Source organism: uncultured Adlercreutzia sp., assembly GCF_958431955.1.
In the GTDB taxonomy this organism is placed as follows: domain Bacteria; phylum Actinomycetota; class Coriobacteriia; order Coriobacteriales; family Eggerthellaceae; genus Adlercreutzia.
Map to the genome: position 1 here is coordinate 1 of NZ_CAUASN010000031.1, position 24,071 is coordinate 24,071.

The 24,071-nt window shown below is 66.3% G+C and carries 19 protein-coding genes and 1 other RNA gene; 13 read left to right on the forward strand and 7 right to left on the reverse strand.

Annotated elements, in window-relative coordinates; all coding sequences use genetic code 11:
- Positions 1-257: 257 nt before the first annotated feature.
- Both Q5064_RS08980 and acnA read left to right on the forward strand, forming a co-directional pair.
- Complete coding sequence (locus tag Q5064_RS08980; RefSeq protein WP_302964026.1) at positions 258-863, forward strand: HEAT repeat domain-containing protein; 606 nt, start codon at positions 258-260, stop codon at positions 861-863.
- A gap of 11 nt (positions 864-874) precedes the next feature.
- Entirely contained in the window at positions 875-3,532 is a 2,658-nt protein-coding gene (gene acnA, locus Q5064_RS08985; RefSeq protein WP_302964029.1) for an aconitate hydratase AcnA, read from the forward strand.
- 209 nt (positions 3,533-3,741) lie between these two features.
- Here acnA and Q5064_RS08990 read toward each other — a convergent pair whose 3' ends face one another.
- On the reverse strand, positions 3,742-5,424 hold the full coding sequence (locus tag Q5064_RS08990) for an FAD-binding protein (protein ID WP_302964031.1): 1,683 nt from the start codon (positions 5,422-5,424) through the stop codon (positions 3,742-3,744).
- A 211-nt stretch (positions 5,425-5,635) separates the two neighbouring features.
- On the opposite strand from Q5064_RS08990, the gene Q5064_RS08995 reads away from it, so the two are divergent.
- The 5 genes from Q5064_RS08995 to Q5064_RS09015 all read left to right on the forward strand — a co-directional run bounded on the left by Q5064_RS08995 (position 5,636) and on the right by Q5064_RS09015 (position 10,710).
- Positions 5,636-7,069: a helix-turn-helix transcriptional regulator gene (locus Q5064_RS08995; protein ID WP_302964032.1), complete on the forward strand. Its 1,434-nt coding sequence runs from the start codon at positions 5,636-5,638 to the stop codon at positions 7,067-7,069.
- Between the two features lie 118 nt (positions 7,070-7,187).
- The gene (aspS, locus tag Q5064_RS09000; RefSeq protein WP_302964034.1) at positions 7,188-8,969 is read left to right on the forward strand and encodes an aspartate--tRNA ligase; all 1,782 of its coding nucleotides are present in this window, start codon (positions 7,188-7,190) and stop codon (positions 8,967-8,969) included.
- Between the two features lie 85 nt (positions 8,970-9,054).
- On the forward strand, positions 9,055-9,858 hold the full coding sequence (fdhD, locus tag Q5064_RS09005) for a formate dehydrogenase accessory sulfurtransferase FdhD (protein ID WP_302964037.1): 804 nt from the start codon (positions 9,055-9,057) through the stop codon (positions 9,856-9,858).
- Between the two features lie 88 nt (positions 9,859-9,946).
- Complete coding sequence (locus Q5064_RS09010; protein WP_302964039.1) at positions 9,947-10,303, forward strand: argininosuccinate lyase; 357 nt, start codon at positions 9,947-9,949, stop codon at positions 10,301-10,303.
- On the forward strand, positions 10,294-10,710 hold the full coding sequence (locus tag Q5064_RS09015; RefSeq protein WP_302964040.1) for a type II toxin-antitoxin system VapC family toxin: 417 nt from the start codon (positions 10,294-10,296) through the stop codon (positions 10,708-10,710). Before Q5064_RS09010 ends, Q5064_RS09015 begins: the two co-directional genes overlap by 10 nt.
- 5 nt (positions 10,711-10,715) lie before the next feature.
- Here the strand turns inward: Q5064_RS09015 and Q5064_RS09020 are convergent, their stop codons facing one another.
- Together Q5064_RS09020 and Q5064_RS09025 are read right to left on the reverse strand one after the other, a co-directional pair.
- Positions 10,716-11,753 (reverse strand): tyrosine-protein phosphatase, encoded by a 1,038-nt coding sequence (locus Q5064_RS09020; RefSeq protein ID WP_302964042.1) that lies wholly within the window; start codon positions 11,751-11,753, stop codon positions 10,716-10,718.
- Between the two features lie 28 nt (positions 11,754-11,781).
- Positions 11,782-13,569: a hypothetical protein gene (locus Q5064_RS09025; RefSeq protein WP_302964044.1), complete on the reverse strand. Its 1,788-nt coding sequence runs from the start codon at positions 13,567-13,569 to the stop codon at positions 11,782-11,784.
- A 271-nt stretch (positions 13,570-13,840) separates the two neighbouring features.
- Between Q5064_RS09025 and ffs the strand changes: the two genes are divergently transcribed.
- From ffs to recR, 5 genes are all read left to right on the forward strand, one after another.
- An RNA gene (ffs, locus tag Q5064_RS09030) (signal recognition particle sRNA small type) lies at positions 13,841-13,934 on the forward strand.
- Positions 13,935-13,997: 63 nt separating this feature from the next.
- On the forward strand, positions 13,998-14,879 hold the full coding sequence (locus tag Q5064_RS09035; RefSeq protein WP_302964045.1) for a VTT domain-containing protein: 882 nt from the start codon (positions 13,998-14,000) through the stop codon (positions 14,877-14,879).
- Positions 14,880-14,882: 3 nt separating this feature from the next.
- On the forward strand, positions 14,883-17,192 hold the full coding sequence (gene dnaX / locus Q5064_RS09040) for a DNA polymerase III subunit gamma/tau (RefSeq protein ID WP_302964046.1): 2,310 nt from the start codon (positions 14,883-14,885) through the stop codon (positions 17,190-17,192).
- A gap of 56 nt (positions 17,193-17,248) precedes the next feature.
- The gene (locus Q5064_RS09045) at positions 17,249-17,557 is read left to right on the forward strand and encodes a YbaB/EbfC family nucleoid-associated protein (RefSeq protein WP_302964047.1); all 309 of its coding nucleotides are present in this window, start codon (positions 17,249-17,251) and stop codon (positions 17,555-17,557) included.
- Positions 17,558-17,573: 16 nt separating this feature from the next.
- A complete protein-coding gene (gene recR / locus Q5064_RS09050; protein WP_302964048.1) occupies positions 17,574-18,170 on the forward strand; it encodes a recombination mediator RecR in 597 nt (198 codons plus the stop codon).
- Positions 18,171-18,255: 85 nt separating this feature from the next.
- Here the strand turns inward: recR and nrdD are convergent, their stop codons facing one another.
- A complete protein-coding gene (gene nrdD / locus Q5064_RS09055; protein ID WP_302964049.1) occupies positions 18,256-18,576 on the reverse strand; it encodes an anaerobic ribonucleoside-triphosphate reductase in 321 nt (106 codons plus the stop codon).
- 228 nt (positions 18,577-18,804) lie between these two features.
- The gene (locus tag Q5064_RS09060; protein WP_302964050.1) at positions 18,805-19,761 is read right to left on the reverse strand and encodes a helix-turn-helix transcriptional regulator; all 957 of its coding nucleotides are present in this window, start codon (positions 19,759-19,761) and stop codon (positions 18,805-18,807) included.
- Between the two features lie 341 nt (positions 19,762-20,102).
- On the opposite strand from Q5064_RS09060, the gene Q5064_RS09065 reads away from it, so the two are divergent.
- Positions 20,103-21,692 (forward strand): YfcC family protein, encoded by a 1,590-nt coding sequence (locus tag Q5064_RS09065; RefSeq protein ID WP_302964051.1) that lies wholly within the window; start codon positions 20,103-20,105, stop codon positions 21,690-21,692.
- Positions 21,693-21,809: 117 nt separating this feature from the next.
- On the opposite strand, the gene Q5064_RS09070 is transcribed toward Q5064_RS09065, so the two are convergent.
- Together Q5064_RS09070 and Q5064_RS09075 are read right to left on the reverse strand one after the other, a co-directional pair.
- Entirely contained in the window at positions 21,810-22,142 is a 333-nt protein-coding gene (locus Q5064_RS09070; protein ID WP_302964052.1) for a nucleotidyltransferase domain-containing protein, read from the reverse strand.
- A gap of 378 nt (positions 22,143-22,520) precedes the next feature.
- Positions 22,521-24,065 (reverse strand): FAD-dependent oxidoreductase, encoded by a 1,545-nt coding sequence (locus tag Q5064_RS09075; protein ID WP_302964053.1) that lies wholly within the window; start codon positions 24,063-24,065, stop codon positions 22,521-22,523.
- Positions 24,066-24,071 lie beyond the last annotated feature (6 nt).

The window sequence follows — 24,071 nt, forward strand, 5'->3', positions numbered from 1 at the left end:
CGCAAGGCCGCGGGAGGACAGGTCGTTCCGCTCGCAGGGGGCGCTTTGCATTCTCCGGGACGCCGTCGGGCGTCCCTTTCCATTTGCATGAGGATAAGGCGCCCCGTGGGGCGTCTTTTTGTTATCTGGCCGAAGATAGGGTTTCCGTCGGCCGTTCGGCTGGGGTCGGGTGCGTCCGTTCGCTCTATCGGCGCGTATAATACTCAGTGGAAACGTGCGGACAGTCATAGCGGTCGAACAAGAGAGGACTGGTTCCCTTGAAATCCCAAACCCCCGAGGACAAGAAGCAGATTGATGAGGCCATTGCGGATCCCGCGGCCCTGAGCGAATTGGTCGAGGCGCTTTCCGACGGAAGTCGCAGAGGGCGTCAGCAGGCTGCCAAGATAATCGCCGGCGTTGCAGCGGCGGACCCTGATGCGCTGGCCTCTCATATAACGGCTCTGGTCGACGCCCTCGAGCGACCGGAGGCTCAGACGCGCTGGGAATGCCTCGATGCGCTGGCCCAGCTCATCCCCCTCGACGGCCGTGCTTGCGAGAAGGCCATTCCCGGGGCGGAGACGGCGCTGTTCGACGAGGACAGCGGGCCGCTCCGTTTGGCTGCCATGCGGTTTCTGTGCCGTCTGGGCGCGACGACCGAGAAGCGCTCGGAGAAGGTGTGGTCGCTCATCGACGAGGGCATCCAGTGCTGGCACGGCGACCTGGAGTTCCAGGACATGCTCATCGCCGTCATCGACTTCTCCCAGGGCAAGTTGGCGCCTGAGGTAAAGACGGCTCTGGCTGATCGGATGCGTTTCGATGCCACCAATGGGCGCGGCATGCTGAAGAAGCGCGCGTCCCAGATTGTCGAGAACTGCGAGAAATAGAAGGGGAGTCCATGAGCTTTGAGTCTTCGCTGAAGGTAGGTTCGTCTGCCTATACCTATTATCCTGTTGCGAGCATCGAGGGAGCCGAGCGGCTGCCGTTCTCGCTGACGGTGCTGTTGGAGAACGCGCTGCGCTGCGGACGCACGCCCGAGGAGGCGTCCGCTATGGCCGCTCGCATCGTAGAGGCAGGCTTGGCGGGCCAGACGGGCGACGAGGTGGAGTTCTCGCCGGCGCGCGTGCTGTTCCAGGACTTCACCGGCGTGCCGGTGTTCGTAGACTTCGCCGTGATGCGCGAGGCCTGCGCCGAGTTGGGCGGCGATCCGAAGAAGATCAACCCGCAGGTGCCGTGCGATTTGGTGATCGATCATTCCGTCATTGCCGATGCGGCCGGATGCGCAGGCTGCATGGACGAGAACATGAAGTTGGAGTTCTCCCGCAACGCCGAGCGCTACGACTTCCTCAAGTGGGCCCAGGAGTCCTTCGAGAACGTGCGCATCGTGCCGCCGGGACAGGGCATCTGCCACCAGCTGAACATCGAGAAGTTCGCGAGCGTGGTCATGGAGTCGCCGGCGGGGCTCACGGGCGCCGACGGCACGCCGGTCGTCTACTTCGATACGCTCGTGGGCACCGACTCCCACACGCCCACGGCCAATGGCATCGGCGTGCTCGGCTGGGGCGTAGGCGGCATCGAGGCCGAGGCTGCGGCCCTCGGGCAGCCGATCACGACGCTCGTGCCCCGCGTCATCGGCGTGAAGCTCACCGGCGAGCTTGCTGCCGGCGTGTCGGCCATGGACGTGTCGCTGACCTTCGCTGCCATGCTGCGCGAGCGCGGTGTGGTGGGCTGCTTCGTGGAGTGCTTCGGTTCGGGCGTGTCGGCCCTTACGGCCACGCAGCGCGCCTGCATCTCCAACATGACGCCCGAGTACGGCTGCACGTGCACCCTGTTCCCGGTGGACGAGAAGACGCTGGAGTACCTGCGCCTGACCGGGCGCTCCGATGACCAGGTGGCGCTCGTGGAGGCCTACGCGAAGGCTCAGGGTTACTGGAACGACCCGGAGGCGGCGCCGCGCGCCTACGCCGAGGTGATCGAGCTCGATCTGGGCAGCGTGAAGCCCTCTATCGCCGGCCCCTCGCGTCCCCACGACCGCATCGACCTGAATGCGGCGGGCGAGCGCTTCCGCGCCATCTGCGCCGAGCGCGGCCTCGATAACGTTACGGCCCATGTGGAGATCGATGGCACCGACTACGAGCTGACCCATGGCGCCATCGCCATTGCCGCGGTGACGAGCTGCACCACGGCCACCGACCAGGCCATGATGATTGCCGCGGGCCTTATGGCCCGCAACGCCGCCGAGCGCGGCCTGGCGCCCGCGCCTTGGGTGAAGACCATCCTCGCCCCGGGCAGCCGCGCCACCGAGCTTCTGCTGGAGCGCGCGGGCTTGACCAAGCCCCTGCGCGATCTGGGCTTCTACACCTGCGGCTTCGGGTGCATGAGCTGCATCGGCAACTCGGGCCCGCTCATGGAGCCGATGCATGCCATCGCCGACGACATCGAGCTGGCGAGCGTGCTGTCCGGCAACCGCAACTTCGAGGGCCGCATCTCGCCTGACGTGTCCCAGAACTACCTCATGCAGCCGGCCAACGTGATCGCCTACGCCATCGCCGGCACCATGGATATTGATCTGGCCCACGATGCGCTCGGCACCGACGCCGAGGGCAACCCGGTGTACTTCGCCGACATCGTGCCCGACGAGGCCGAGGTGGCCGCACTGGTGGATAAGTTCGTGACCGCCGACTTGTACGAGCAGGGCGCGGCGGGCATGTTCGAGGGCGATGCCGCCTGGCAGGCCCTCGGTGCCGAGCCGAGCGACACCTTCGCCTGGGACGAGGCGTCCACCTACGTGCGCCGGCCCCCGTACTTCGACGGCATGGGCCGCGCGGTGGAGGGCCAGGCTCCCATCGAGGGCGCCCGCGTGCTCGGCAACTTCGGCGACTTCATCACCACCGACCACATCTCCCCGGCCGGCGCCATCGCGCCCGATATGCCGGCGGCGGAATACCTCGAGGCCCATGGCGTGGCCCCGGTCGACTTCAACACCTACGGCAGCCGTCGCGGCAACCACGAGGTGATGATGCGCGGCACCTTCGCCAACGTGAAGCTGGCGAACAAACTGGCCGATGGTCGCAAGGGCGGCTGGACGCGCGACTTCACTACGGGCGAGATCGCGCCGCTGTACTACGCGGCCGAGAACTACCGCGCGGCGGGGTCTCCGGCGGCGGTGCTGGCGGGAAAGATGTACGGCTCGGGCAGCTCGCGCGACTGGGCGGCCAAGGGCCCCATGCTGCTGGGCGTGCGCGTGGCCATTGCCGAGAGCTTCGAGCGCATCCATCGATCAAACCTCATCGGCATGGGCATCCTGCCGCTGCAGTTCGCCGAGGGCCAGAATGCCGACGAGCTTGGCCTTGACGGCTCCGAGGTTATCACCGTGGCGCCCATCGACTTCTCGGCGGGTCTGCCGAATCCCGCCGTGGTGCAGGTGACGGCCGAGCGCGCCGACGGCAGCGCGGTGACCTTCGACGCCACGGTGCGCATCGACACCCCCACCGAGGGCCGCTACTACGAGAACGGCGGCATCCTCCAGTACGTCCTGCGCGATTTGATCGACTAGCCATACGCTGAGAGCGGAGGAGCACCTCGCTCTTTCCGCCCTTGACAAGCGTCTTTATCGCGCTGCAGGGGAGCCTTCGACACGTAAGCTCCGAGAGAAGGGCCGGCTGAGATAACGCTTGAAGGGCCCGGCGTCCTTGGTTGGATGCCGGGCCCTCGGTTTGGGAGGGGCGCCCCGGGGAGGGAAGGGGCGCCGTGGGGAATTGGGTGCTAGGCCAGATCGCCGGCGATGTGGCGGACGGCGTGGCGACCGAAGGTGATGGTTCGGCCGCAGGCGCATCCGACGATGTACTCGGGGTAGTTGCCGGAGAAGAGGCTGCCGGAGCAGTCGCCGGCGGCGTAGAGGCCGGGGATGACGTCGCAGTTCGCATCGAGCACCTGCATATCCTCGTTGATCTGGACGCCGTCGACGGTGGTGAGCAGCGATCCGCCGTACCAGCCGCCGAAGAACGGGGGCGTGCGCAGGGCCGACAGGCGGAAGGCCTCCTTGCCGAAGTCCTCATCGACCTGCTTGTCGTACAGCTCGTTGTAGCGCTCGCACTCGGCGAGGAAGTTCTCCTTGCTGGCGCCCTCGAAGCCCAGCTTGTCGGCCAGCTCGTCGAGCGTGTCGGCTGTCATGACCAGGCCGGCGTCGATGTAATCCTTGTAAATGTCGGCGATGGGGGTCTCGGCGTCGAAGAAGAGCTCGCAGAACTTGGAGCAGCCCACGGTGGAGAAGCGCGCCATGTCCTCGCGGGCGTTGCTGTCCATGATCTGGCACCAGACGCCGCCGGGTTGGGTGGCAGCGGCGTGGCAGATGAAGTCATAGGGGGTCGACTCGTTCACGAAGCGCTTGCCGGTGCGGGCCACCTTCATGAACGGCTGGCTGCCGAGCATGAACTGGCCGGCCGGCGCGGGGAAGGCCGCGTCGTCGCCGTCGCCGTCGTAGCCAGCGTCCACGCCCGGAGCGACAAGGCCGCGGTCGAAGATCATCGGCGCCCCGTCGGCGTCCTTCACGGCGCCGACCCACAGGGCGGCGCGAATGCCGTAGCCGTCGCGGCCGGGCTCGAAGCTGCACTGGGTGACGCAGCGGTCGACGATGGGGGACAGGGTGCGGATCATCTGGGGATTGTCGGCGTAGCCGCCGGTGGCCAGGATGGTATTCTTCGCGTTCACCTGCACCATGCCGCTCTCCGTCTCGAAGATGGCGCCCGTCACGGCACCGCCGTCCTCGCGCAGCAGCTTCTGCAGGTTGTAGCCGAAGGAGATCTCGTGGCCGAGGCCCTCGATATGGGCCTGGAAGGCCTCGTCGCGATCCTGGGCCATGGTGGCGTCCATGTGCTGGATGGGCGGCACGTAGAAGTCGGTGCCGCCGGTGTGGTGGTCGTAGCCGACCGTGTCCAGGTACAGCGTGCCGGGCATGATGCCGTCGAGCCACTCGATCATCTCGGAGCTCTCGCGGATCCAGGTCTTCCACACCTGGGGGTTGCACTTGTTGGACGCGTAGCGGGTCAGCTCGTTGAGGAGCTTCGCCTCATCGACCTCGATACCGGCTTCCTTGTGGAATTTAGTGTTCACGGCGCCGATCCACCAGCGGCACATGCCCACGTTGTTGTTCTTCTCGCAGAGCATGAAGTCAAGTCCCAAATCGGCGGCAGTGGCCGCGGCGGACATGCCCGCATTGCCGGCGCCGATGATGAGCAGGTCGGTCTCCTTGGTCTCCACGATGTCCTCGGCGGCGATTTCCGGGGCGCTGCCTACCCAGTCGGTGGCCGCCGCGCCGGTCTCGGCGAGCTCCTCGCTCGGGGCGGCTGCTTTGGGCGTGGGCGCGCAGCCCGCCAGGCCGGCGCCGACGGCGGCGCTGCCGAGAGCGGCCATGCCGAGGAAGCTGCGTCGAGTGATATCGGTTTTCATACATTCCCTCCTTTGGGTTTGCCGAGGCGGTGCCGATTCCCTTGCGGCATCGCCGTATCGCAACCATAGGCCTCCGCGGCGATTCTGCCTTCACCCGGCGTTCGCGAAACCCCTGAAATTCTTCGCCCCTGAGGGGTGAAATTGGGAAAATGGCCCCTTGCGCAGGGCGTTCTCGTCCATGGCGCGAGGGCCGATGGGCTATGATGGCTCTATGGGCGAAAAAGGGAAATACGGGAAGCGCTTCCTCGAGTTCGGCACATCGGCCTCCGGCGTGGCGCTGTGCTTCGGCTGCTGCCTGTGGGGATTGGGAATTCTTCTCACGTGTTTTCGTCACGGAGGCGCGGAGGCCTTCCCCCTGCCCCTCAAAGGAGGGGCGGCTTTTCTCGGCATGGCGGCGTCTTGCGCGGTGCTGATGGCGGGGCGGCGCATACCGCGCGTGACGGCCGAGCTGTGGTGGACGCAGCTCGCGGCCCTGGCCGGCGCGGTGGGGTTCGCGGGCATCGGCGTGGGGCTGCACGCCGGATCCGATGGGGCGCTGCTGCTCGGTTTCGCGCTGTGCAGTCTCGGCTTGCTGTGGGCCTTCGCGCTGACGGCCATGGCGGCGAGCCGCCTGTCGGTTCGCCGGAGAACGGCCGCCCTTGCGGCGGGATTCCTCGTCCAGTGCATCGGATCGGCTGCATCGGCGGTCTTGGGTGCGAGGGGCAGCGGCGCGGCGGCGTTTGCCGCGGCCCTCCTGCTGCCCGCGGCCACGGCTTTCGCGTTTCGGGCGGCCGCTCCCGTGCTGCAGCTCATGGAGAGCGCCTCGTCGGCGCGGACGATGGAGGCCGAGCACCCCGCGTCGTTCCTTCCGTTCTCCAATAAGCTCTTCACCATGATCGCCATCCTGGCCTGCTTGACCAGCTTCGCCTCTATGCAGATGGAGGCTATGGGGGGAAGTGCCGTAGATGGTGTGGTGTCGAAGGGGGTGGCCCTGGCGGCGGTCGGGCTCGTCTTCGTTCGCGCGCGGGGCGACGTGTTCATCGATCGGCTCTTCTACGCCGCGATTTGCCTGACGATCGTGGGGTTCGTCGTCGGCGTGCTGTGGGATGGCGCTGGAGCCGGTGTCGAACGGCTCGGAAGCGTTTGCCTGGCCGGGGCCGCCGATATGCTCGTGCTGTTCATCTACTTGCTCGTGTTCGCGCTCTCCGCCCGCAATGCGTTCGCCGCCGTGCCGCTGGTCGCCTTCGCCTCCATGGCATTCACCATGGGGCTTGTCGTCGATTTCTTCCTCTGGCAGTTGGCAGCCGTGCTTCCCGGCACCACGGTGGCCATGCTCTTCTTCCTGGGCTTTGTCATCTACACGTTTTTGTTTCTGCGCGGATACAGCTTCGAGGGCGCGATTCGGGACGTTGAGCCCCTGCGCGAGGAAGCCGCCGAGGTGCCGGACCGGTCGATGCGGGCGCGTTGCGAGGCTGTGGCCGACGCCTATCACCTGACGGCCCGCGAGCGGGACATCTTCATGCTCTTGGCCCGCGGGCGCGACTACCACTTCATCGAGCGGGAGCTGGTGGTGAGCCGCAACACGGTGAAGACCCACACGCGCAACATCTACGGAAAGCTCGGCGTGCACTCGCGTCAGGAGCTAATCGACTTAGTCGAGAAGTAGCATCCGCCGTCGGCGGCGCTTGCTGCGGAGAACGTGCGGAATAGCTGGCGTATGCGGGTGGTTTGGGGTACGATTACGGGCACGTGTTTTTATGGAACCTAGGAGATACGAAACGACTATGGAAGACTTCCGCAACGAGTACTGCATGCATACGGCCACCTGCGGGCAGCTGCGTGCCACCGATGTGAACCAAGAGGTGACGCTGACGGGCTGGGCGTGGCATACGCGCGACCATGGCGGCCTCATCTTCATCGACCTGCGCGATCGAGAGGGCTACACCCAGGTGGTCGTCGATCCCGATTGCGTGAGCGCGGAAGACTTCCAGGCGGCCGAGCACTTGGGCCGCGAGTACGTGCTGAAGGTGACCGGCCGCGTGCGCGAGCGCGCGCCCGAGGCCGTGAACCCGAATATGATCACCGGCGAGATCGAGGTTCTGGCCAGCTCCGTGGAGGTGCTGAACACCTCGGTCACGCCGCCTTTCTCCATTGAGGACGGCATCGAGACCGACGAGATCACCCGCATGAAGTGGCGCTATCTGGACATCCGCCGTCCGGAGATGCTCGCCAACCTGAAGTTGCGCCACACGGTGACCCAGGCCATGCGCCGGGCCCTCGACGAGCGCGGCTTCCTGGAGATCGAGACGCCGATTCTCGCGAACTCCACCCCCGAGGGAGCACGCGACTACATCGTGCCGAGCCGCCCGAACCCGGGCAAGTTCTACGCCCTGCCCCAGAGCCCCCAGCAGTTCAAGCAGATGCTCATGTGCGCCGGCGTGGAGCGCTACTACCAGATTGCCCGGTGCTTCCGCGACGAGGACCTGCGCGCCGACCGCCAGCCCGAGTTCACCCAGGTGGACATCGAGATGTCGTTCGTCGAGGGCGATGACGTGACCAACATGATGGAAGGCGTCATGGCCGAGACCCTGAAGGCCGTCGGCGTGACCGACGTGGCCTTCCCCCTGCAGAAGATGCAGTACGCCGACGCCATGCGCGACTACGGCTGCGACCGTCCCGACGTGCGCTTCGGCATGCTGCTCCACGACATCACCGACATCGTGAAGAACACCGGCTTCAAGGTGTTCGCGAGCGTCGCCCAGTCGGGCGGCGTGGTGAAGGCCATCAACGCCAAGGGCGCCGGCGACTGGTCCCGCGGCGAGGTGGAGAAGCTCGCGAGCATCGCCGAGGCCAACGGCGCCAAGGGCATGGCCTGGGTGGCGTTCACCACCGACGGCCAGGAGAAGAGCCCCATCAAGAAGTTCTTCACCGACGAGGAATGGGCGGCGCTCAAGGCCGAGATGGAAGTGGAGCCCGGCGACCTGCTGCTGTTCGCGGCCGACGCGCCCGAGGTGGCCAACGCCGTGCTCTCAGCCCTGCGCCTGCACATGGCCGACGCGCTGGACGTGCCTCGCGAGGGTCATGCGCTTTTGTGGGTGGTGAACTTCCCCATGTTCCGCTACGACGAGGACGAGAAGAAGTACGCCGCCGAGCACCATCCGTTCACCCACGTGCTGGACGAGGACGTGGACAAGATCGAGAGCGACCCGCTGGCCTGCGGCAGCTACAGCTACGACCTGGTGATGGACGGCTTCGAGGTGGGCGGCGGCACCATCCGTATCCACAACGCCGAGGAGCAGCGCCGCATCCTGCGCGTTGTGGGGCTTTCCGATGAGGAGATCGACGAGAAGTTCGGCCACCTCATCCGTGCGCTCGAGCTGGGCGCCCCGCCCCATGGCGGCATCGCGCTGGGCCTGGACCGTCTGGTGATGCTGCTGGCCCGTAAGGACTCCATCCGCGACGTCATCGCCTTCCCGAAGACCTCCTCGGCGAGCGACCCCATGACCGGTGCGCCCTCCGCGGTCACCGGCCGCCAGCTGAAGGACGTGAACCTGCGCATCCTGTAGGGGCGTGCATTGTAGAGCATTGTTTATCAGGCCCGCGTCCCCGAGGGGAGGCGGGCCTCTTGGTTAGTCAGGCAAGAAAGGCGGAATGCGTTCCGTGAACGTGATCGACCGACATCGGGAGGAAGAAACTACCACTTCGTGCGGAGGCGTTCTTCTGCATTCCGACGGTGCCTCGGAAGACGTGAGTCGTCTGGTGCTCATCGAGCACGGACTGGACGTGTTGGTGAATACGGTGCCGACGATGCATGTCGTGTGCACGCCGAACCATCTGGTCGATTTGGTGGTGGGGCGCCTGTTCACGGAGGGCCTGGCCTCGGGTGTCGAGGACATCCGGGAGGTCTACCTATGCGAGCACGGTACGCGAGCTCAGGTGACCTTGGCGTCGCAGGCCGACTTCTCCCGCGACGCGGCGGAGGTGGTGCCGACCTGCTGTACGGGCAACCGCACGCTCAACCGGTATTTCGCCGATGACGAGCGTCCTGCGAACGTCGTGCCTATTCCGTGGCATCAGGAGTGGGTGTTCTCGGTGGCCCGGGCCTTCGCGGGCGACTCTCCTCTGCATCGCGCCACTACGGGCACTCATAGCTGCTATCTCGCCATCGACGGGGAGGTGCTCGTCTGCCGCGAGGATCTGGGCCGGCACAACGCTTTCGACAAGGTGGTGGGCGCGGCGCTGCGCGAGGGGCTCGATTTGCGCCGGGCGCTCGTATTCTCGAGCGGCCGCTTGCCTGAGGATATGGTGATGAAGGCCATTCGCGCGGGCATTCCCATCCTCGCCACGAAGGCGGTGCCCACCGACGAGACCATCCGCCTGGCGCAGGAGTTCGATCTCACGCTTATCTGCCAGGCGCGTCCCGACTCGGCCGTGGTGTACAACGACCCGAGCTAGGGATCCGTCCGTTGTCCCGACCTTGTTCTATTCCTACGCTGCATGTAAAATACATGCATAATGGATCTGCTTGGGAAGAGGAGAGACGATGCCGGCTTTGCAGGTGCGGGAGTTTCCCGATGAGCTGTACGAAGAGCTGCGGGCCTATGCGGCGCTGCACCACCGGAGCATGGCGCAGCAGACCGTGGCGGCTGTCGATAGAATGATTCACGGGGATGCGGCGAGCGAGCGGTCGAGGGGCGCTCGCATCGTCTCCTTTGAGTCGTCCGCCGAGCGCGAGCGCCGGTTGGAAAAGCGCCGCGCCATATTCGCGCGGGCGGAAGAGCGCCGACGCGTCGCAGCGGGCTCTGTGCCCGAGCCGTCGGCTCTGCTGGCCGAGGCTCGCGCCGAACGCGACACGCGGTTCGAGGAGCTGGCTGAGGAGATTGCGGGGGAGTGCCGGTGATCGTCATAGATGCCAACGCGGCCATCGCTATAGCGCTGGGCACGGTCTATGGGGAGGGCCTTGAGCAGTTGCGGCTGGAAGACGAGCGCATAGCGGCGCCGTCGCTCCTTTGCGCGGAAGTCGCCCATGCCATGACGAAATACGTGCGCGGGGGTTACCTGACGGCGGCGGAGGCTCTCGATTGCGCCCGGGATGCCATCTCCCTCGTAGACGACATGCACGATGACGGAGACCTGTGGGCTGAGGCTCTCACCGAGTCTGTTCGGCTCGAGCACTCCTCATACGACCTCTTCTATCTGGTTCTCGCCCGTCGAGAGGGCGCGACGCTGTTCACTATCGACCGCAAGCTCCAAGACCTCTGTGCGAGAAACGGCGTGAACTGCGTCTGGCTCGACAAGGAATTCTGAGCTGCCTACCCCGCCAGGGCGCGGAGGCTCTCTTGGGCCTCGGCGGTGAGGTGAAGGCCTTCGCGCACGTAGGTGGAGAAGTCGCCGTAGCGGCGGTCGATCTCGTCGAAGTAGGCGGTGAGGTAGGCCGGCCGTGCTTCCAGAAACGACAGGAGGCAGGCGCGCTCGTAGTCGGTCATGCCCGCATCGAGCCGCGACGCCTCGGCGACGATGAGGTCGGCGTGGTCCTCGTTCACGCGCAGGTAGTCCTCTATGATGGCGTCCTCGTCGGCGCCGGCCACGCGCAGAAGTGTGGCGCAGAGTACGCCGGTGCGGTCCTTCCCGTTCACGCAGTGGATGAGCGCCGGCTTCTGCTCGGCGGCCATGGAGCGCAGCGCCTGGCCCACGAGGGGATACTCGCTCACGTAGCGCCGGTAGTTGGCGCTCATGCGCTCCTCGGGCGCGCCGTACTTCCCGATAACGCCGGCCACGAGGCGCTTGTCGGCGTCTTTACGCCGGGTCTCGGCGGCGGGGGTGAGCGCGATGGTTTTCATGCCCACGATGTAGGGCTCGGGGTGCGCTGCCACCTCGCTGGCGGTGCGCAGGTCGTACACGGTGGACACGCCGAGGGATTGGGAGAGGAAGGCCGCCTCCTCGGGCGTGATGGCCGCAAGCTCGCGGGAGCGGAAGATGCGCGCCTCGGCGAACGAGCCGCCCACGCCGCGGATGCGCGCCGTGCCGAAGGTGCGGGCGAGGGGGAGCGCCTCGAAGGCGAATCCGGCCACCAAAGGCGACGGCTCGCCGTCCTCGGTCACGGGCCGCACCTTCAGAAGGTAGCGCCCGGCCTGCGGGGGTGTATAGACGAACCGCCAGTTCACGCCGCGGCTCTTGTCCACGGCCTCGGTGGGGTAGGCCGTCCACGAGGCGCCGTCGTCCAGCGAGAACTCCATGGCGCAGATGGCGCGGTCGAAGTCGTCCACGTAGCCGGCGAACTCGATGGGGTGTCCCGCGTAGTACGGCGGCCGCGTGGCGGGGGCGAGAGAGTTTTCGGGGCGGTCGACCATGGGGTTCCTTTCGCGAGGGGCCTCTCTCCTACACCAAGTCGCTGCGGATCTCGAAGAGGGTGCGGGCGAGACGGGCGAAGGCCTGCTCGCCCTCGGCGGAGTCCGGTGCGTTCGTCATGACGACCATGAGGTAGTCGCGGTCGTTTATGGTGACGATGCCCGAGTCGCAGACCGCGTCGTCTTCCTCGCCGTCGATCCAGCCGGCCTTGTTGCGTACGGTGATGTTGCTGCCGATGGAGGCCACGGCGGCTCCGTCTCCCTCGTCCGACGGGTCGGCCCCGTCTGCCTCGAGGTCGGGCTCTCCCGTTACCGCTACGGCGAGGTCCCCCGCGGCGTCGCTCGCGCCCGTGACGGAGACGAGCGCCTCGCCGAGATCTGCCACGCTCTTCCCGGCATCGGTCTCGGCATCGGCCTCGGCCTCGACCGCCCCGTCGTCCTCGGCGCCGGCTTCCGCTTCCGTGCCCTCGGCGCCCTCTTCCACGCCCTCCTCGGTGCCGGAGCCCTCCTCGGGCAGGTAGTCGGTGTGCCCCTCGCTCGTGGTGCCCGAAGCGCCGTTGCGCAGGAACGAGACCTCGGTGCGGGCGAACACATCCGAAAGCCACTGGGCGGCCGAGGTGTCGGCGGTGGTGAGGTAGTCGTAGATCTTCAGCCACATGAGAGCCGACTGCCGGGTGGTGTAATGGGGGAAGTACGTGTCGTTGACCAGGGCGGTGTTCACCCCGGCCTCTGAGAGCCACTCCTCCATGCCGTCGGTGCCGTAGGTGCGGCGCAGCTTGCCGTAGGAGGAGTTGTCCGACCATACGATGGTGTTCTCCACCTGCGCCAGGCGCGTCGAGCTCGTGCGGTTGATGTCGTTGGGGAACTCCTTGTTCACGACGTAAGCGCAGTACGGCCCCTTGAACGAGCTCGCGCCGTAGATGGAGGCGTCCAGGTTGCCGGCGATGCCGCGGCCCGTGCCGAGGTCCATGAGCAGGTAGCCTGCCTCGTAGCCGTTGTCGTTGTAGTAGGCGAGCGCGTGGTCGAGGCTCGTGAGCGAGCGCTCGGACAGCTCGGGCGCGGCCGCATCGCCGTCGGTGCTCAGGGCGAAGGCGAAGGGGGTCGTCTGGTCGGGGAGGGCTGTGATCTCCTCGCGGGTGGGGGTGTGGGCGGGAAGCTTCGCCAGATCGGGCTCCACGGGCCGCGCCAGGCTCACCTGGGTGGCGACGCTCTGGCCGATTGCGGCGCCGGTGCTCTGCACGGCGTTCGCGCCCAGGACGCCGACGTGCTTCGTCCCGTCGTGTTCGGCGGCCGGCGCGAAGGGCCCCACGTGGGCGATGGCCATGACGAGGATGATGGCCACGGCCCCGACGAGGGCCGCGGCGCCGATGCGGCGCACGTTGAGGCCGCCGGCGAAGATGCCGGCCGGGGCGCTCCCGTGGCTGCCGATGGCGTGGGCCTTGGGCGCGAAGGGCGATGCGGCGCCTGTGAAGATGGCCTTCGCGAGGCCGGAATGGCGCGTGCGGCTCCCGCGGGGAGATGCGGCCGCATCGTCTCGGTGCGAGCCGTGAGAGGCCGGCACGCCGCGGCCCCGCGAGGCGCCGCGGCTCCGGTTCGGCGCCCCTGCGGGCCTTTGGCGGGTGGGGGAGGCGCCGGCGCGGGAAGAACCCCGGTGGGGCGCCGGATGGTCGGTGTAGTCGTCGCGCAGGGGGTTGTGGCGGGTGCGCCGCGCGTCGGCCGCCGAGCGGGGACGCCCTTCGAGCCGCCCCGTGGACAGCGAGAGGCCGCCCTGGGGGCGGCGGGGCTCGTCGTCGTAGCAGCTGTAGTCGGGTCGGGACATAGGTTCCTTCGCGGGTGCGGCGTTTAAGCGTTGTTTCTCAGCAGGCCCATAGTAGCAATTCGCGGTTCCCCGCGGGCGACTTCTTACAAATTCCTTAACGCGAACGGCAATAATTGACGCGAGAACGCCCCGGAGCGGCGTCGGGCCTGTGCGGTTGCGGCCGGCATCGGGCCCGCGCGCCTCCCTGTGGAAGTTTGGTTGCGGCGCCGCGGGTAGGCCGCCGCCGCGCCGCGCATCGCCTATACTGTGGTGTTACGAGTTCGAGTGCCTCGAATGGGTATGGGCGGCGACATGTTCCGAACCTGGTCAGGTCCGGGAGGAAGCAGCCATAAGGGACCGCTGACGAGCGCCCATGCCTATTCGGGGCACTTTTTCATGGCTTTGTCGCGCCGCAGTCGCCGGCGCCGTTTGAAAGGTTCTGACGCTTCATGGGCATCATCGACTTCTTTATCAACCTGCTGAAGGACCCGCGCGGGTTCATCGCCGGGTGGATTATCGCGCTCGGGCCGGTGTGGGTGTACACGCCGCTGTTCCTCATCGTGTTTGTGGAGACGGGGCTCGTGTTCTTCCCGTTTTTGCCGGGCGACTCGCTCCTGTTCGCGGCCGGCGTGTTCTCCGCGGACGGCGGCGGCCTGAACGTGTGGGCCACCCTCATCGTGTTCTGGGTGGCGGCCATTCTGGGCAACACCTCGAACTACTGGATCGCGCGCCTGTTCGGCAGCCGCATCATCGATTCGGGGAAGGTGGGTGCGCTCACGCCCGAGCGCATGGCCAAGCTCGACCACTTCTTCGAGCGCTACGGCGGGCTGACCATCGTTATCACGCGCTTCATGCCGTTCTTTCGCACCTTCGCGCCCTTCATCGCGGGCACGGGGCACATGAACTTCGGGAAGTTCACGTTCTTCAACGTCATCGGCGGCGTGAGCTGGGTGAGCTTGTTCGTGCTGGTGGGCTACTTCTTCGGCGGCGTGCCCTTCGTGCAGGAGCACTTCGAGGTGATCGTGCTGGGCATCGTGGCCGTGTCGGTGGCGCCGGCGTTCGTGGGCGTCATCAAGGCGGCGCTGAACAGCCGCCGCGCCAAGGCGGGCGACCCGGTGGCCCAGGCCGAGGAGCGCGTGAGCGAGGCCGAGTACCAGCGCGAGCTGACCGAGGAGAAGGTGCTGCGCGCCGAGGCCGCCGCCAAGGCCGAGGCCCGCGCGCGGGTGGCCGCCGAGCGGGCTGCCGAGCAGGAGCCGGCGGCGGACGCCGATGGCGGGCGGGCTGTCGCGCCGGCGGCACCTTCCGCATCTGAGGAGAAAGACGGGGAATAGGCTATGGCAGAGGCCCTCTACCGCAAGTACCGACCGCAGATCTTCGAGGATGTGGTCGGGCAGGAGCACATCGAACGCACCATCAAGAACGCCATCGCCCAGGACAAGGTGAGCCATGCCTACCTGTTCACCGGTCCGCGCGGCACGGGCAAGACCACCACGGCGCGCCTTCTGGCCAAGGCGCTGCTGTGCGAGAGCGGCCCTACGGCCGAGCCCGACGGCACCTGCGACGACTGCGAGATGATCGCCGCCGGCGAGCACCCGGATGTCTACGAGCTGGACGCCGCGAGCCGCACCGGCGTGGAGAACGTGCGCGAGGAGATCATCGGGCGCGTGCAGTTCGCCCCCACGCGCGGCCGCTACAAGGTGTACATCATCGACGAGGTGCACATGCTCTCGACGGCCGCCTTCAACGCGCTGCTGAAGACGCTGGAGGAACCGCCGAGCCATGTGGTGTTCATTCTGGCCACCACCGATCCGCAGAAGGTGCCCGAGACCATCCACTCGCGTTGCCAGCGCTTCGACTTCCGCCGCATCTCCACCGAGGCCATGGTGTCGCGCCTCGGTGCCATCTGCACGGCCGAGGGGGTGGAGTTCGAGGGAGAGGCGCTCGATCTGATCGCGCATCGGGCCGAGGGCGGCATGCGCAACGCGCTGACGTCGCTCGAGCAGCTCATCGCCTTCGGCGACGGGGCGGTGACCATGGAAGTGGCCGAGCGCATGCTGGGCGCGGTGGACTCCACCGACCTGGCCGACATCGTGCGGGCCGTGGGCGCGCGGGACGCGGCCGCGTGCTTCCAGTGGGTGGCCGAGTACGTGGAGACCGGCGCCGACATGGCGCAGTTCGTGGGGAATCTGGCCGAGCACGTGCGCAACATGTACGTGATGGCCGTGGCCGGCGCCGACGTGGTGCTGGATGTGAGCGAGTCGACCCGCCGCGAGCTGGCCGAGGAGCTGCCGCTGTTCGGGCCCGACCGCCTGGCGCGGCTTCTGGAGGTGCTGGGCGACGTGGCGAGCGACCTGAAGACGTCCACGAACCCGCGGCTCACCTTCGAGATCGCCCTGACGCGCATGGTGCGCCCCGAGTCGGACACCACCTTGGAGGCCCTGGCCGAGCGCATCGAGCAGCTGGAGCGCCAGCTGGCCGGCGCGGCCGTGGTGGCCGCGGCATCGCCCGCGCCTGCGGCTCCGGTGAGCGCGCCCGCGGCCCCCGCTCCTGCCTCTGCGCCGGCTCCTGCGCCCGCACCGATGGGTTCCTCGACTTCTCCCGAGCCTGCGCCTGCGGCCTCGGCGGAGGCTCCGGTTCCTGCGGCTTCGGCCGCCCCGCAGCCGACTTCGGCACCTGCGCCCGCGTCGACTCCAGCAGCCCCGGCTCCGGCAGCGAGTGCGCCCGCGCCCGTGTCCGCGCCTGCCGCTGCCCCGCAGGCCGCTCCTGCGGCCGCTTCGGGTTCGGTATCCTCCGAGGTGGCGGCCCTGCTGGGCAACGCCGCCTCGCTGCAGCGGCTGTGGGCCGGCGTGCTCGCGTCGCTCAAGAAATCGAAGGCCGCCTACGGCGTGCTGTTCATGAACACGAAGGCCGTCTTCGACGGGAAGGCCCTTATCGTGGAGTTCCCCGCCGAGAATGACTTCGCCTTCCGCGCGGTGCAGAAGCCCGACGTGCAGCAGGAGCTGGCGGCCGCCCTGCGCCAGGAGGCGCGCTGCGACATCCCCTTCGAGCTGCGCAAGGCCGGCTCAGGCGCGGCCGCACGCGCGGCATCGGCTGCTGCGCCCTCGGCCGGCGGGGTGGCCCAGCCCAACCCCGTGGCCGCGGCCGCCGCCCGCGCCGCGGCGAGCGTGGGGGCCTCCGCTGCCGCGCCCGCGCCGTCCGTCCCTTCAGCGAGCGCCCCGGTTCCGGCCGCCCCGACACCGGCTCCGACCCTGGCCGCCCCGGCATCGCAGCCGGCCCAGAAGGGCCCCGAGGAAGTTCCCCCGTGGGAGAGCGCCCCCGCCGCCTCGGCCGCTCCTGCCGCCCAGTCCGCTCCGCAGCCCGCGCCCGACGACGACCGGCCCCCCTACGACGACTACGTTCCCTACGACGACGCCGACATCCCCTTCGAGGAGCCCGGCGCCGCCCCGTCCGTCCCCGCGTCGCCGGCCCCTGCCGCCGCGCCCGCGCCAGCTATGACGCCGGCTGCGGCCACGCCCCTGCCGCCGGAGCCCGATTCGGTGTCGGGGCCGTCTCCGAACCCCGTGCCCGAGCCCGATGACGACGAGCTGAACGCGTCTTTGGCCTTCGGATTCGGTGACGGCATCACATTCCAGGAAATGTCCTAGGGCCCGATGGCCTACAATAGTCCGCACCGTTCAACTCGACAGAAGGAGTCCCTTCCATGGATATGAAGAAGATGATGAAGCAGGCCCAGAAGATGCAGCGCGACGCCGCGGCCGCCCAGGAGGAGATCGCCGCCATGACCTTCGAGGCCTCCGCCGGCGGCGGCATGGTGAAGGCCACGGCCACCGGCGACGGCGCCATCACCTCCGTTGTCATCGACCCGGCCGCGGTGGACCCGGAGGACGTGGAGATGCTGCAGGACATGGTGACGGCGGCCGTGAACGAGGCTCTGCGCTCCGCCTCCGAGGCCGCGAGCGCCCGCATGAACGCCATCATGGGCGGCATGAAGATCCCCGGCCTGATGTAGCCGCGAGGGGTTTTCCGTGCAGGCAGCGCCTTCCATTCAGAAGCTCCTCGACGAGCTGGAGCGGCTTCCCGGCGTGGGGCCCAAGTCGGCCCAGCGCATGGCCTATTGGATCCTGAATACCGACGCCGCCGAGGCGCTGCGCCTGGCCGACGCCATCCGCGAGGTGAAGGCGGGCGTGCACTTCTGCGCCCGGTGCTTCAACTACGCCGAGGGCGACGTGTGCGAGATCTGCGCGAGCGGCAAGCGCGACGGGTCGGTCATCTGCGTGGTGAGCGAGCCGCGCGACATTCCGCCCATCGAGCGCACGGCGGTGTTCAACGGGGTGTACCACGTGCTCGGCGGCGTGCTCGCGCCCATGGAGGGCGTCGGCCCCGACCAGCTGCACATCGCCGAGCTCATGGCGCGTCTGGGCCGCGAGGAGGTAAGCGAGGTGCTCTTGGCCATGAACCCCAACATCGAGGGCGAGACCACGGCCGCCTACCTGGCCCGGCTCATCAAGCCTTTGGGCGTGAAGGTGACGCGCCCCGCGAGCGGGCTTCCCGTCGGCGGCGATTTGGAGTTCGCCGACGAGGTGACGCTCGGCCGCGCCCTGGAGGGCCGCCTGCCGCTGTAGGCCGCCCCTTCCGCATCCGATAGAAAAAGAGGCGCCGCTGCGGGCGATTCCGCAGCGGCGCCTCTCGCGTTTCCGAGCCGGGACGCTACTTGATGCAGCAGGAGGGGACCTCGTGCTTCACGCGGTCGTGCTCCTCGGCGCGCTTGGCGTCGTTGAAACGGTCGAGCGTGCCCACCAAATAGCCGGTGATGCGGCGGATGCGGTCGAACTTCACCGGGGCGATGCCGTAGTGGATGCCCACGTCCTCGCCGTCGACGTCCAGGGTGAGGGACTCCAGCTGGCCATGGGGGTACTTGTCGTGGGCGCGCTTGATGTAGGCGGCGATCTCCTCGTCGGAGACGGGGGCGTCGCTTGCCTGGGCGTAGTTCACGGCCACCTTCACGCCGTCGATCGTCTTGTTCTCCATGGGTGCTCCTTGCTGTCGGCGGAACGGGCGGGCAATCGCCTTAGTTCCGAATGTTCACCATATGTAGTTAGCGATTGAGAATACTACCACAATATGTTGGTGACATGAGCAACGTTTTCAAGAAGTTGAAAAGTCGGCGCGCATACAGGGGACTTGTGCGCGACCTCAGGGGATCGCCCTCATATCATCTCAGGGATTCCCGTGGCATTACCTGAGTCGGAGAGGCTGCTATCGCTCCCAGAAATCGGCGGCGAGTTCGGTGCGGTTGGCGTGGCCTGTCTTCTTCAGGATGTTGTGCATGTGCACCTTCACCGTGCCGGCGGTGAGCGTCAGCTCGCTCGCGATGTTCTGGTTGTCCTTCCCCATAAGGGCCAGGCGCAGCACGTCCTCCTCGCGGCGGGACAGCTCGTGGGCCTCGCAGAACAGCGGCATGAGCCGGTCGATGGACTCCACGAGCAGCGGGTCCTCACCCTCGGGCAGCTCGCGGGCGCGCAGGCGCAGCGAGGTGGAGGCGCCCCGCAGCACCGCGAGCCCGTAGCAGATGAACAGCAGGTTCTCCATAGGACTGCGCTCGGCCATGACCCACATGCCGTCGGGAAGGTGGGACGGGTCGTAGATCAGCTGGAAGTACACGTTCTCCAAAACGATGCCCCAGGTGATGGCGATGGAGCAGAAGTAGGCGGTGCGGTGTCCCTTCATGATGGAGCGGCGCTGCGGATCCGACGAGCGCGCGTACCACAGGCCGAGCGCGGCGTAGCAGAACAGCTGCAGCACCGCGCGCAGGTTGTAGTAGACGAACTCGCGCCACTGCGCGTCGCCGATGAGCTGGTAGGCCGCCAAACTCGCCACGGCCCACACGGCCACGGGCACGTAGCGGATGCCGTGCCGGCCCTCGCGGCAGTAGCGGCAGGCGGCCAGCCACAGGAACAGAAACGCCCCGCCGCCGGTGATGATGGAGGCGTAGGGGCTGCCCACGTCGTAGAAGGAGGGCGCGTCGAACACCGAGCCGGGCGTGATGAAGTTGTCCTTGAAGACGAGCGACACGTCGAAGAAGTAGAACGTGAAGCCGGCGGTGGCGTACAGGAAGGTGCGCCGGTGGGACACGTAGAAGGCCGACAGGCTCGTCGCCGCCACGATGGTGTAGAAGAACATGATGATGAGCGTGTAGTAGAACAGCAGGGTCATGGGTTCCTCGGATCGGAGACGGATGTCGCGCGCCGCGGGCGGCGGTGCGCCGAGCCAGCCACCGATAGTTTAGCGAATCTCTCATGGTTGGAGACCGACGCCGTCGGGGGCGTTTTTCTGTCGTAAGGAAAACGCCATGGCGTCTAGCTGCGGTTTATCTGTCGTTTAGGTGAAGATCTCCACGGTATCACCACGTTATACCCGACCTGCGCGGTCGCCATTACCGCCTTATGCCTAGCCGTGCGCGAGCGGTCGGGCCTACACTCGGTGCATCGAGACAGCCGAGCCGCGGGCGTGTTGCTGCGGGCCGGCGCTGTTACCCATCGAGATAGGAGGTCGTCATGACCGCAGCCACCGCCGAGGCGAAGCCCGGCGCTACCGTCGAGCCGCCGCGCGAGAAGAAGAAGCGCAAGTTCTCGTTCCCCTCGGCCTTCACCATCCTGTTCATCGTGACCATCATCGCCGTCATCTGCACGTGGTTCGTGCCGGCGGGCCAGTACTCCAAGCTCGCCTACGATGCCGACAGCGGCAAGCTTGAGATGACCTCTCCCACCGGCGAGGTGTCCACGCTGGATGCCAACCAGGAGACCCTCGACGAGCTCGGCGTGAAGATCGACATCAGCCAGTTCACCGACGGCGCCATCACCCAGGCCGTGTCCATCCCCGGCACCTACGAGGGGCTCGACGCGCACCCGGTGTCCATTGCCGACATCCCGTACTCCATGGTCTGGGGCGTTATCGACGGCATCGACGTGATGGTGTTCATCCTGTGCCTCGGCGGCCTCATCGGCGTGGTGAAGGTGACCGGCGCCTTCGAGAGCGGGCTTTCGGCCCTCACGAAGAAGACCAAGGGCCGCGAGTTTTTGCTTGTGCTCGGCGTGTCGGTGTTCATGATCTTCGGCGGTACCATGTGCGGCCTCGAGGAAGAGGCTGTGGCCTTCTATCCCATCCTGGCGCCGATCTTCATCGCGCTCGGCTACGACTCCATCGTGGTAGTGGGCGCCATCTTCATGGCCGGCTCCATCGGCACTACGTTCTCCACCGTGAACCCGTTCTCGGCCGTCATTGCCTCCAATGCCGCCGGCACCGTGTTCACCGAGGGCATCGCCGTGCGCGCCTTCGCGCTCGTGGTGGGTGCCATCGTGTTTCTGCTGTATCTGCACTGGTACGCCAAGAAGGTGAAGGCCGATCCGAAATTCAGCTACTCCTACGAGGATCGCGAGAAGTTCAACGCCCAGTGGGAGCTTGCCGACGACACCGCGGCGGCCCGGGAGTTCAGCTTGCGCAAGAAGATCGTGCTGGTGATCTTTGTGATGGCCTTCGTCATCATGATCATCGGCGTCATGAACCTCGGCTGGTGGTTCCCGCAGATGGCGGCTGAGTTCGTGACCTTGTCCATTCTCGTGATGTTCATCGGCGGCACGGGCAAGGACGGCGTGGGCGAGGCGAAGATGGTGGACGCCTTTGGCTCGGGCGCCTCGAGCCTCGTTCCCGTGGCCCTCATCATCGGCCTGGCCCGCGGCGTGAACCACGTGCTCACCGAGGGCATGATCAGCGACACCATGCTGAACGCGGCCTCGAACTTGGTGGCGGGCATGAGCGGTCCTCTGTTCGTCGTGTGCCTGCTGCTCATCTTCTTCGTGCTCGGCTTCGTGGTGCCCTCCTCCAGCGGTCTCGCGGTGCTGGCCATGCCCATCTTCGCGCCCCTGGCCGACACGGTGGGCATTCCCCGCTGGATCATCGTGGCGGCCTACCAGTTCGGCCAGTACGCCATGCTCTACATCGCGCCCACGGGCCTGGTGATGGCCACCTTGCAGATGCTGGACATGAAGCTGTCCGACTGGTTCAGGTTCGTGTGGCCCATGATGGTGTTCACCCTCGTGTTCGGTGCCATCCTGCTGAGCGTCTGCTCGATCGTGTTCGCCGTGTAGCGCCGCGGCCGCCATCGAGCGCCCCTGCGGCCCTCTGCCATGAGGCCCTCTCCGCTACGCCGGAGAGGGCCTCCTTGTTAGTTGGGTGGAAGAGGGACGCGTCCCGTATGCTCCGCATCAGCCATAGACTTTCACCCCTTCGCGGGCAACGATGTACTCGGGCGTTGAGATGTCGAGGGATCGTTTGGCGAAGGTGTCTGCGCTTGAGCAGAGCACGTCTTTGGGCTTCTTCATCCAGAGGAGCGCCTTGCGAACCATGGCCCCGTAGGCTAGGGGACGGCGCTTATCGTCCTTCGTGACCACGTACAGGTCGATGTCGCTTTCCGGCCGCTGCTCGCCACGGGCGTATGAGCCGAACACGTAAACACTGTCAGTGGGGACAGCAGCCACAATGCTGCTCACGATGGTATCAAGCTGCTCGATGGGGAGTTGGGCTCTGTTCGACGTCATGGCCCCTCCCTTCTGGTGCTGGAATCGGCATTTGCTCCGGAAGCCACTGCAAGATTCATTTTAGCAAGAAACAGGGTCGAGAAAAGACAAAGGGTTCTGTCCCCTCCAAAAACAGAACCCTCATCTATGCGAAGCTTGGACGCTTCCTCGTAAGTCGCTGACCATTATAGCAGCATCATAGAAAAAGCAAAACAAAAACTTTATCCGTTACTTTTGATGCTTGCGGCCCTTCATGAGCTTGGCGCCGAAGGCGCAGATGTCGGTGATGCCTAACGCGCAAAGATCTCGCAAGGTTCGTGATTCTCGCACAGCAGTGCCCCCGCGAGGGAGACGCGGGGGCACTCAGGGGGAGGGCTGTATGATGAGACGTTCGCCTCGCTATAGAGCCGCGGCGTTGCGACCAGCTTTTAGGCCGAAATGAGCATTTGCCGCCATGGCGGTACCGGATCCGGGATAGAACTCGCCGACCCAGCCGCCGGTGCACAGGCCTGCGGCAAACAGGTTGGGGATCGGCTCGCCTGCCGTGTCGAGCACCCGGCATTCCACATCGATGCGCAGACCGCCGGTCGGCCCCATGATCTCGGGACGCATGCGGTTGGCGTAATACGTAGGGCCCTCGATGGTCTCGAAGCCGCTGATGCGCCCGTACTGGTAATCTTCGCCGCCGGGGACGATGCTGTTGTTCCATGTGTCGATGGTATCTTGCAGGCCGATGGGATTCACGCCGATCTTGTCGGCAAGTTCTTCTAGGGAAGAGGCGCTGATGACAATGCCCTCGCTAATGGCGTTTTGGATGGTGTCGGCATCCCATGCTCGGCAGTTTTCCAGATTGCTCTCGCCCCAAACGGCGTAGCAGGGGTGGTCGGTCTGCTTTTCCATGTGAAACTGAGACCGGGTCTTATAGGCGTAGTGCGCGTCTTCGCAGACATAACGCATACCAGCTTTGTTGACGAAGATGAGCCCCCACACATCTTGGCCGGATGTGAGTTTCAAATCGAGGATAGCATTCATGCTGCCATCGAGATTCACTAGGTCGGCGCCGATCTCCATGCCCATGCGGATTCCGTCGCCGGTGTTGGTGGGAGCGCTCAGACAGTCGGCCACCTCAAGGGCCCAGGCATGCTGAGGACATAGGCGCTTGGCCATTTCGGCGTTGTGGTCGACGTTACTCGTGGCGATGATAATGCCCTTATTGGCCTTCACGTGAATAGCTTTGGTACCCTGCTTGGCCTCGACGCCGATGACCGCACCGGCGCTGTTGGTGATGAGATGGGTCACCTCGGTGTTCGTCTGGATTTCGACGCCCTGTTCTTCAGCCTTCCTTTTGAAAGCATCAATGAGAGCTCCTCCCTCCCCGTCAGGACGGTGGATGCGTACGGCGTAGTGCTCATCTGCGTAGGGCACGTGAGACTGGCCGGAAAAGTCGCCGATGACGAGTCCCAGATCCTCCACATACCAGCGTATGACCTCGGGCATACCAAAGGTGAGATCCCGCACGAGTTCCTCGTCGCAGCGGCCCTCACCCAAGGCCATGTACCATTCGAAGTGGTTCTGCGGCGTGTCATCCTGGTATTCGGTGAACTTCTTTTGATATTCCGTACCCGCGGCCTGCGTAATGCCGGCGGAAAGGGCTGTAGTGCCACCGACCATGGCGGCTTTCTCAAGTAATAGGGTGCTTCCGCCCTGTTCGCTGGCACCGATAGCTGAGCAGAGACCTGAGCCTCCGCCCCCGATGACTATGACATCTGCTTCGCGGTCCCAATCGATATTTGCTTCATCCGATCCGGTGTTAGACAAAGCGCTGTCGGAGCCTGGAGTCTGCGGCGCGCAGCCTGCTACGCCCAGGGCGGCCAGGCCTGTGGCGCCTGCAAAAGCGCCCTTCAGAAAATCGCGACGCAGTATGTTCTCCCCTGTAGCCATCATGATAAT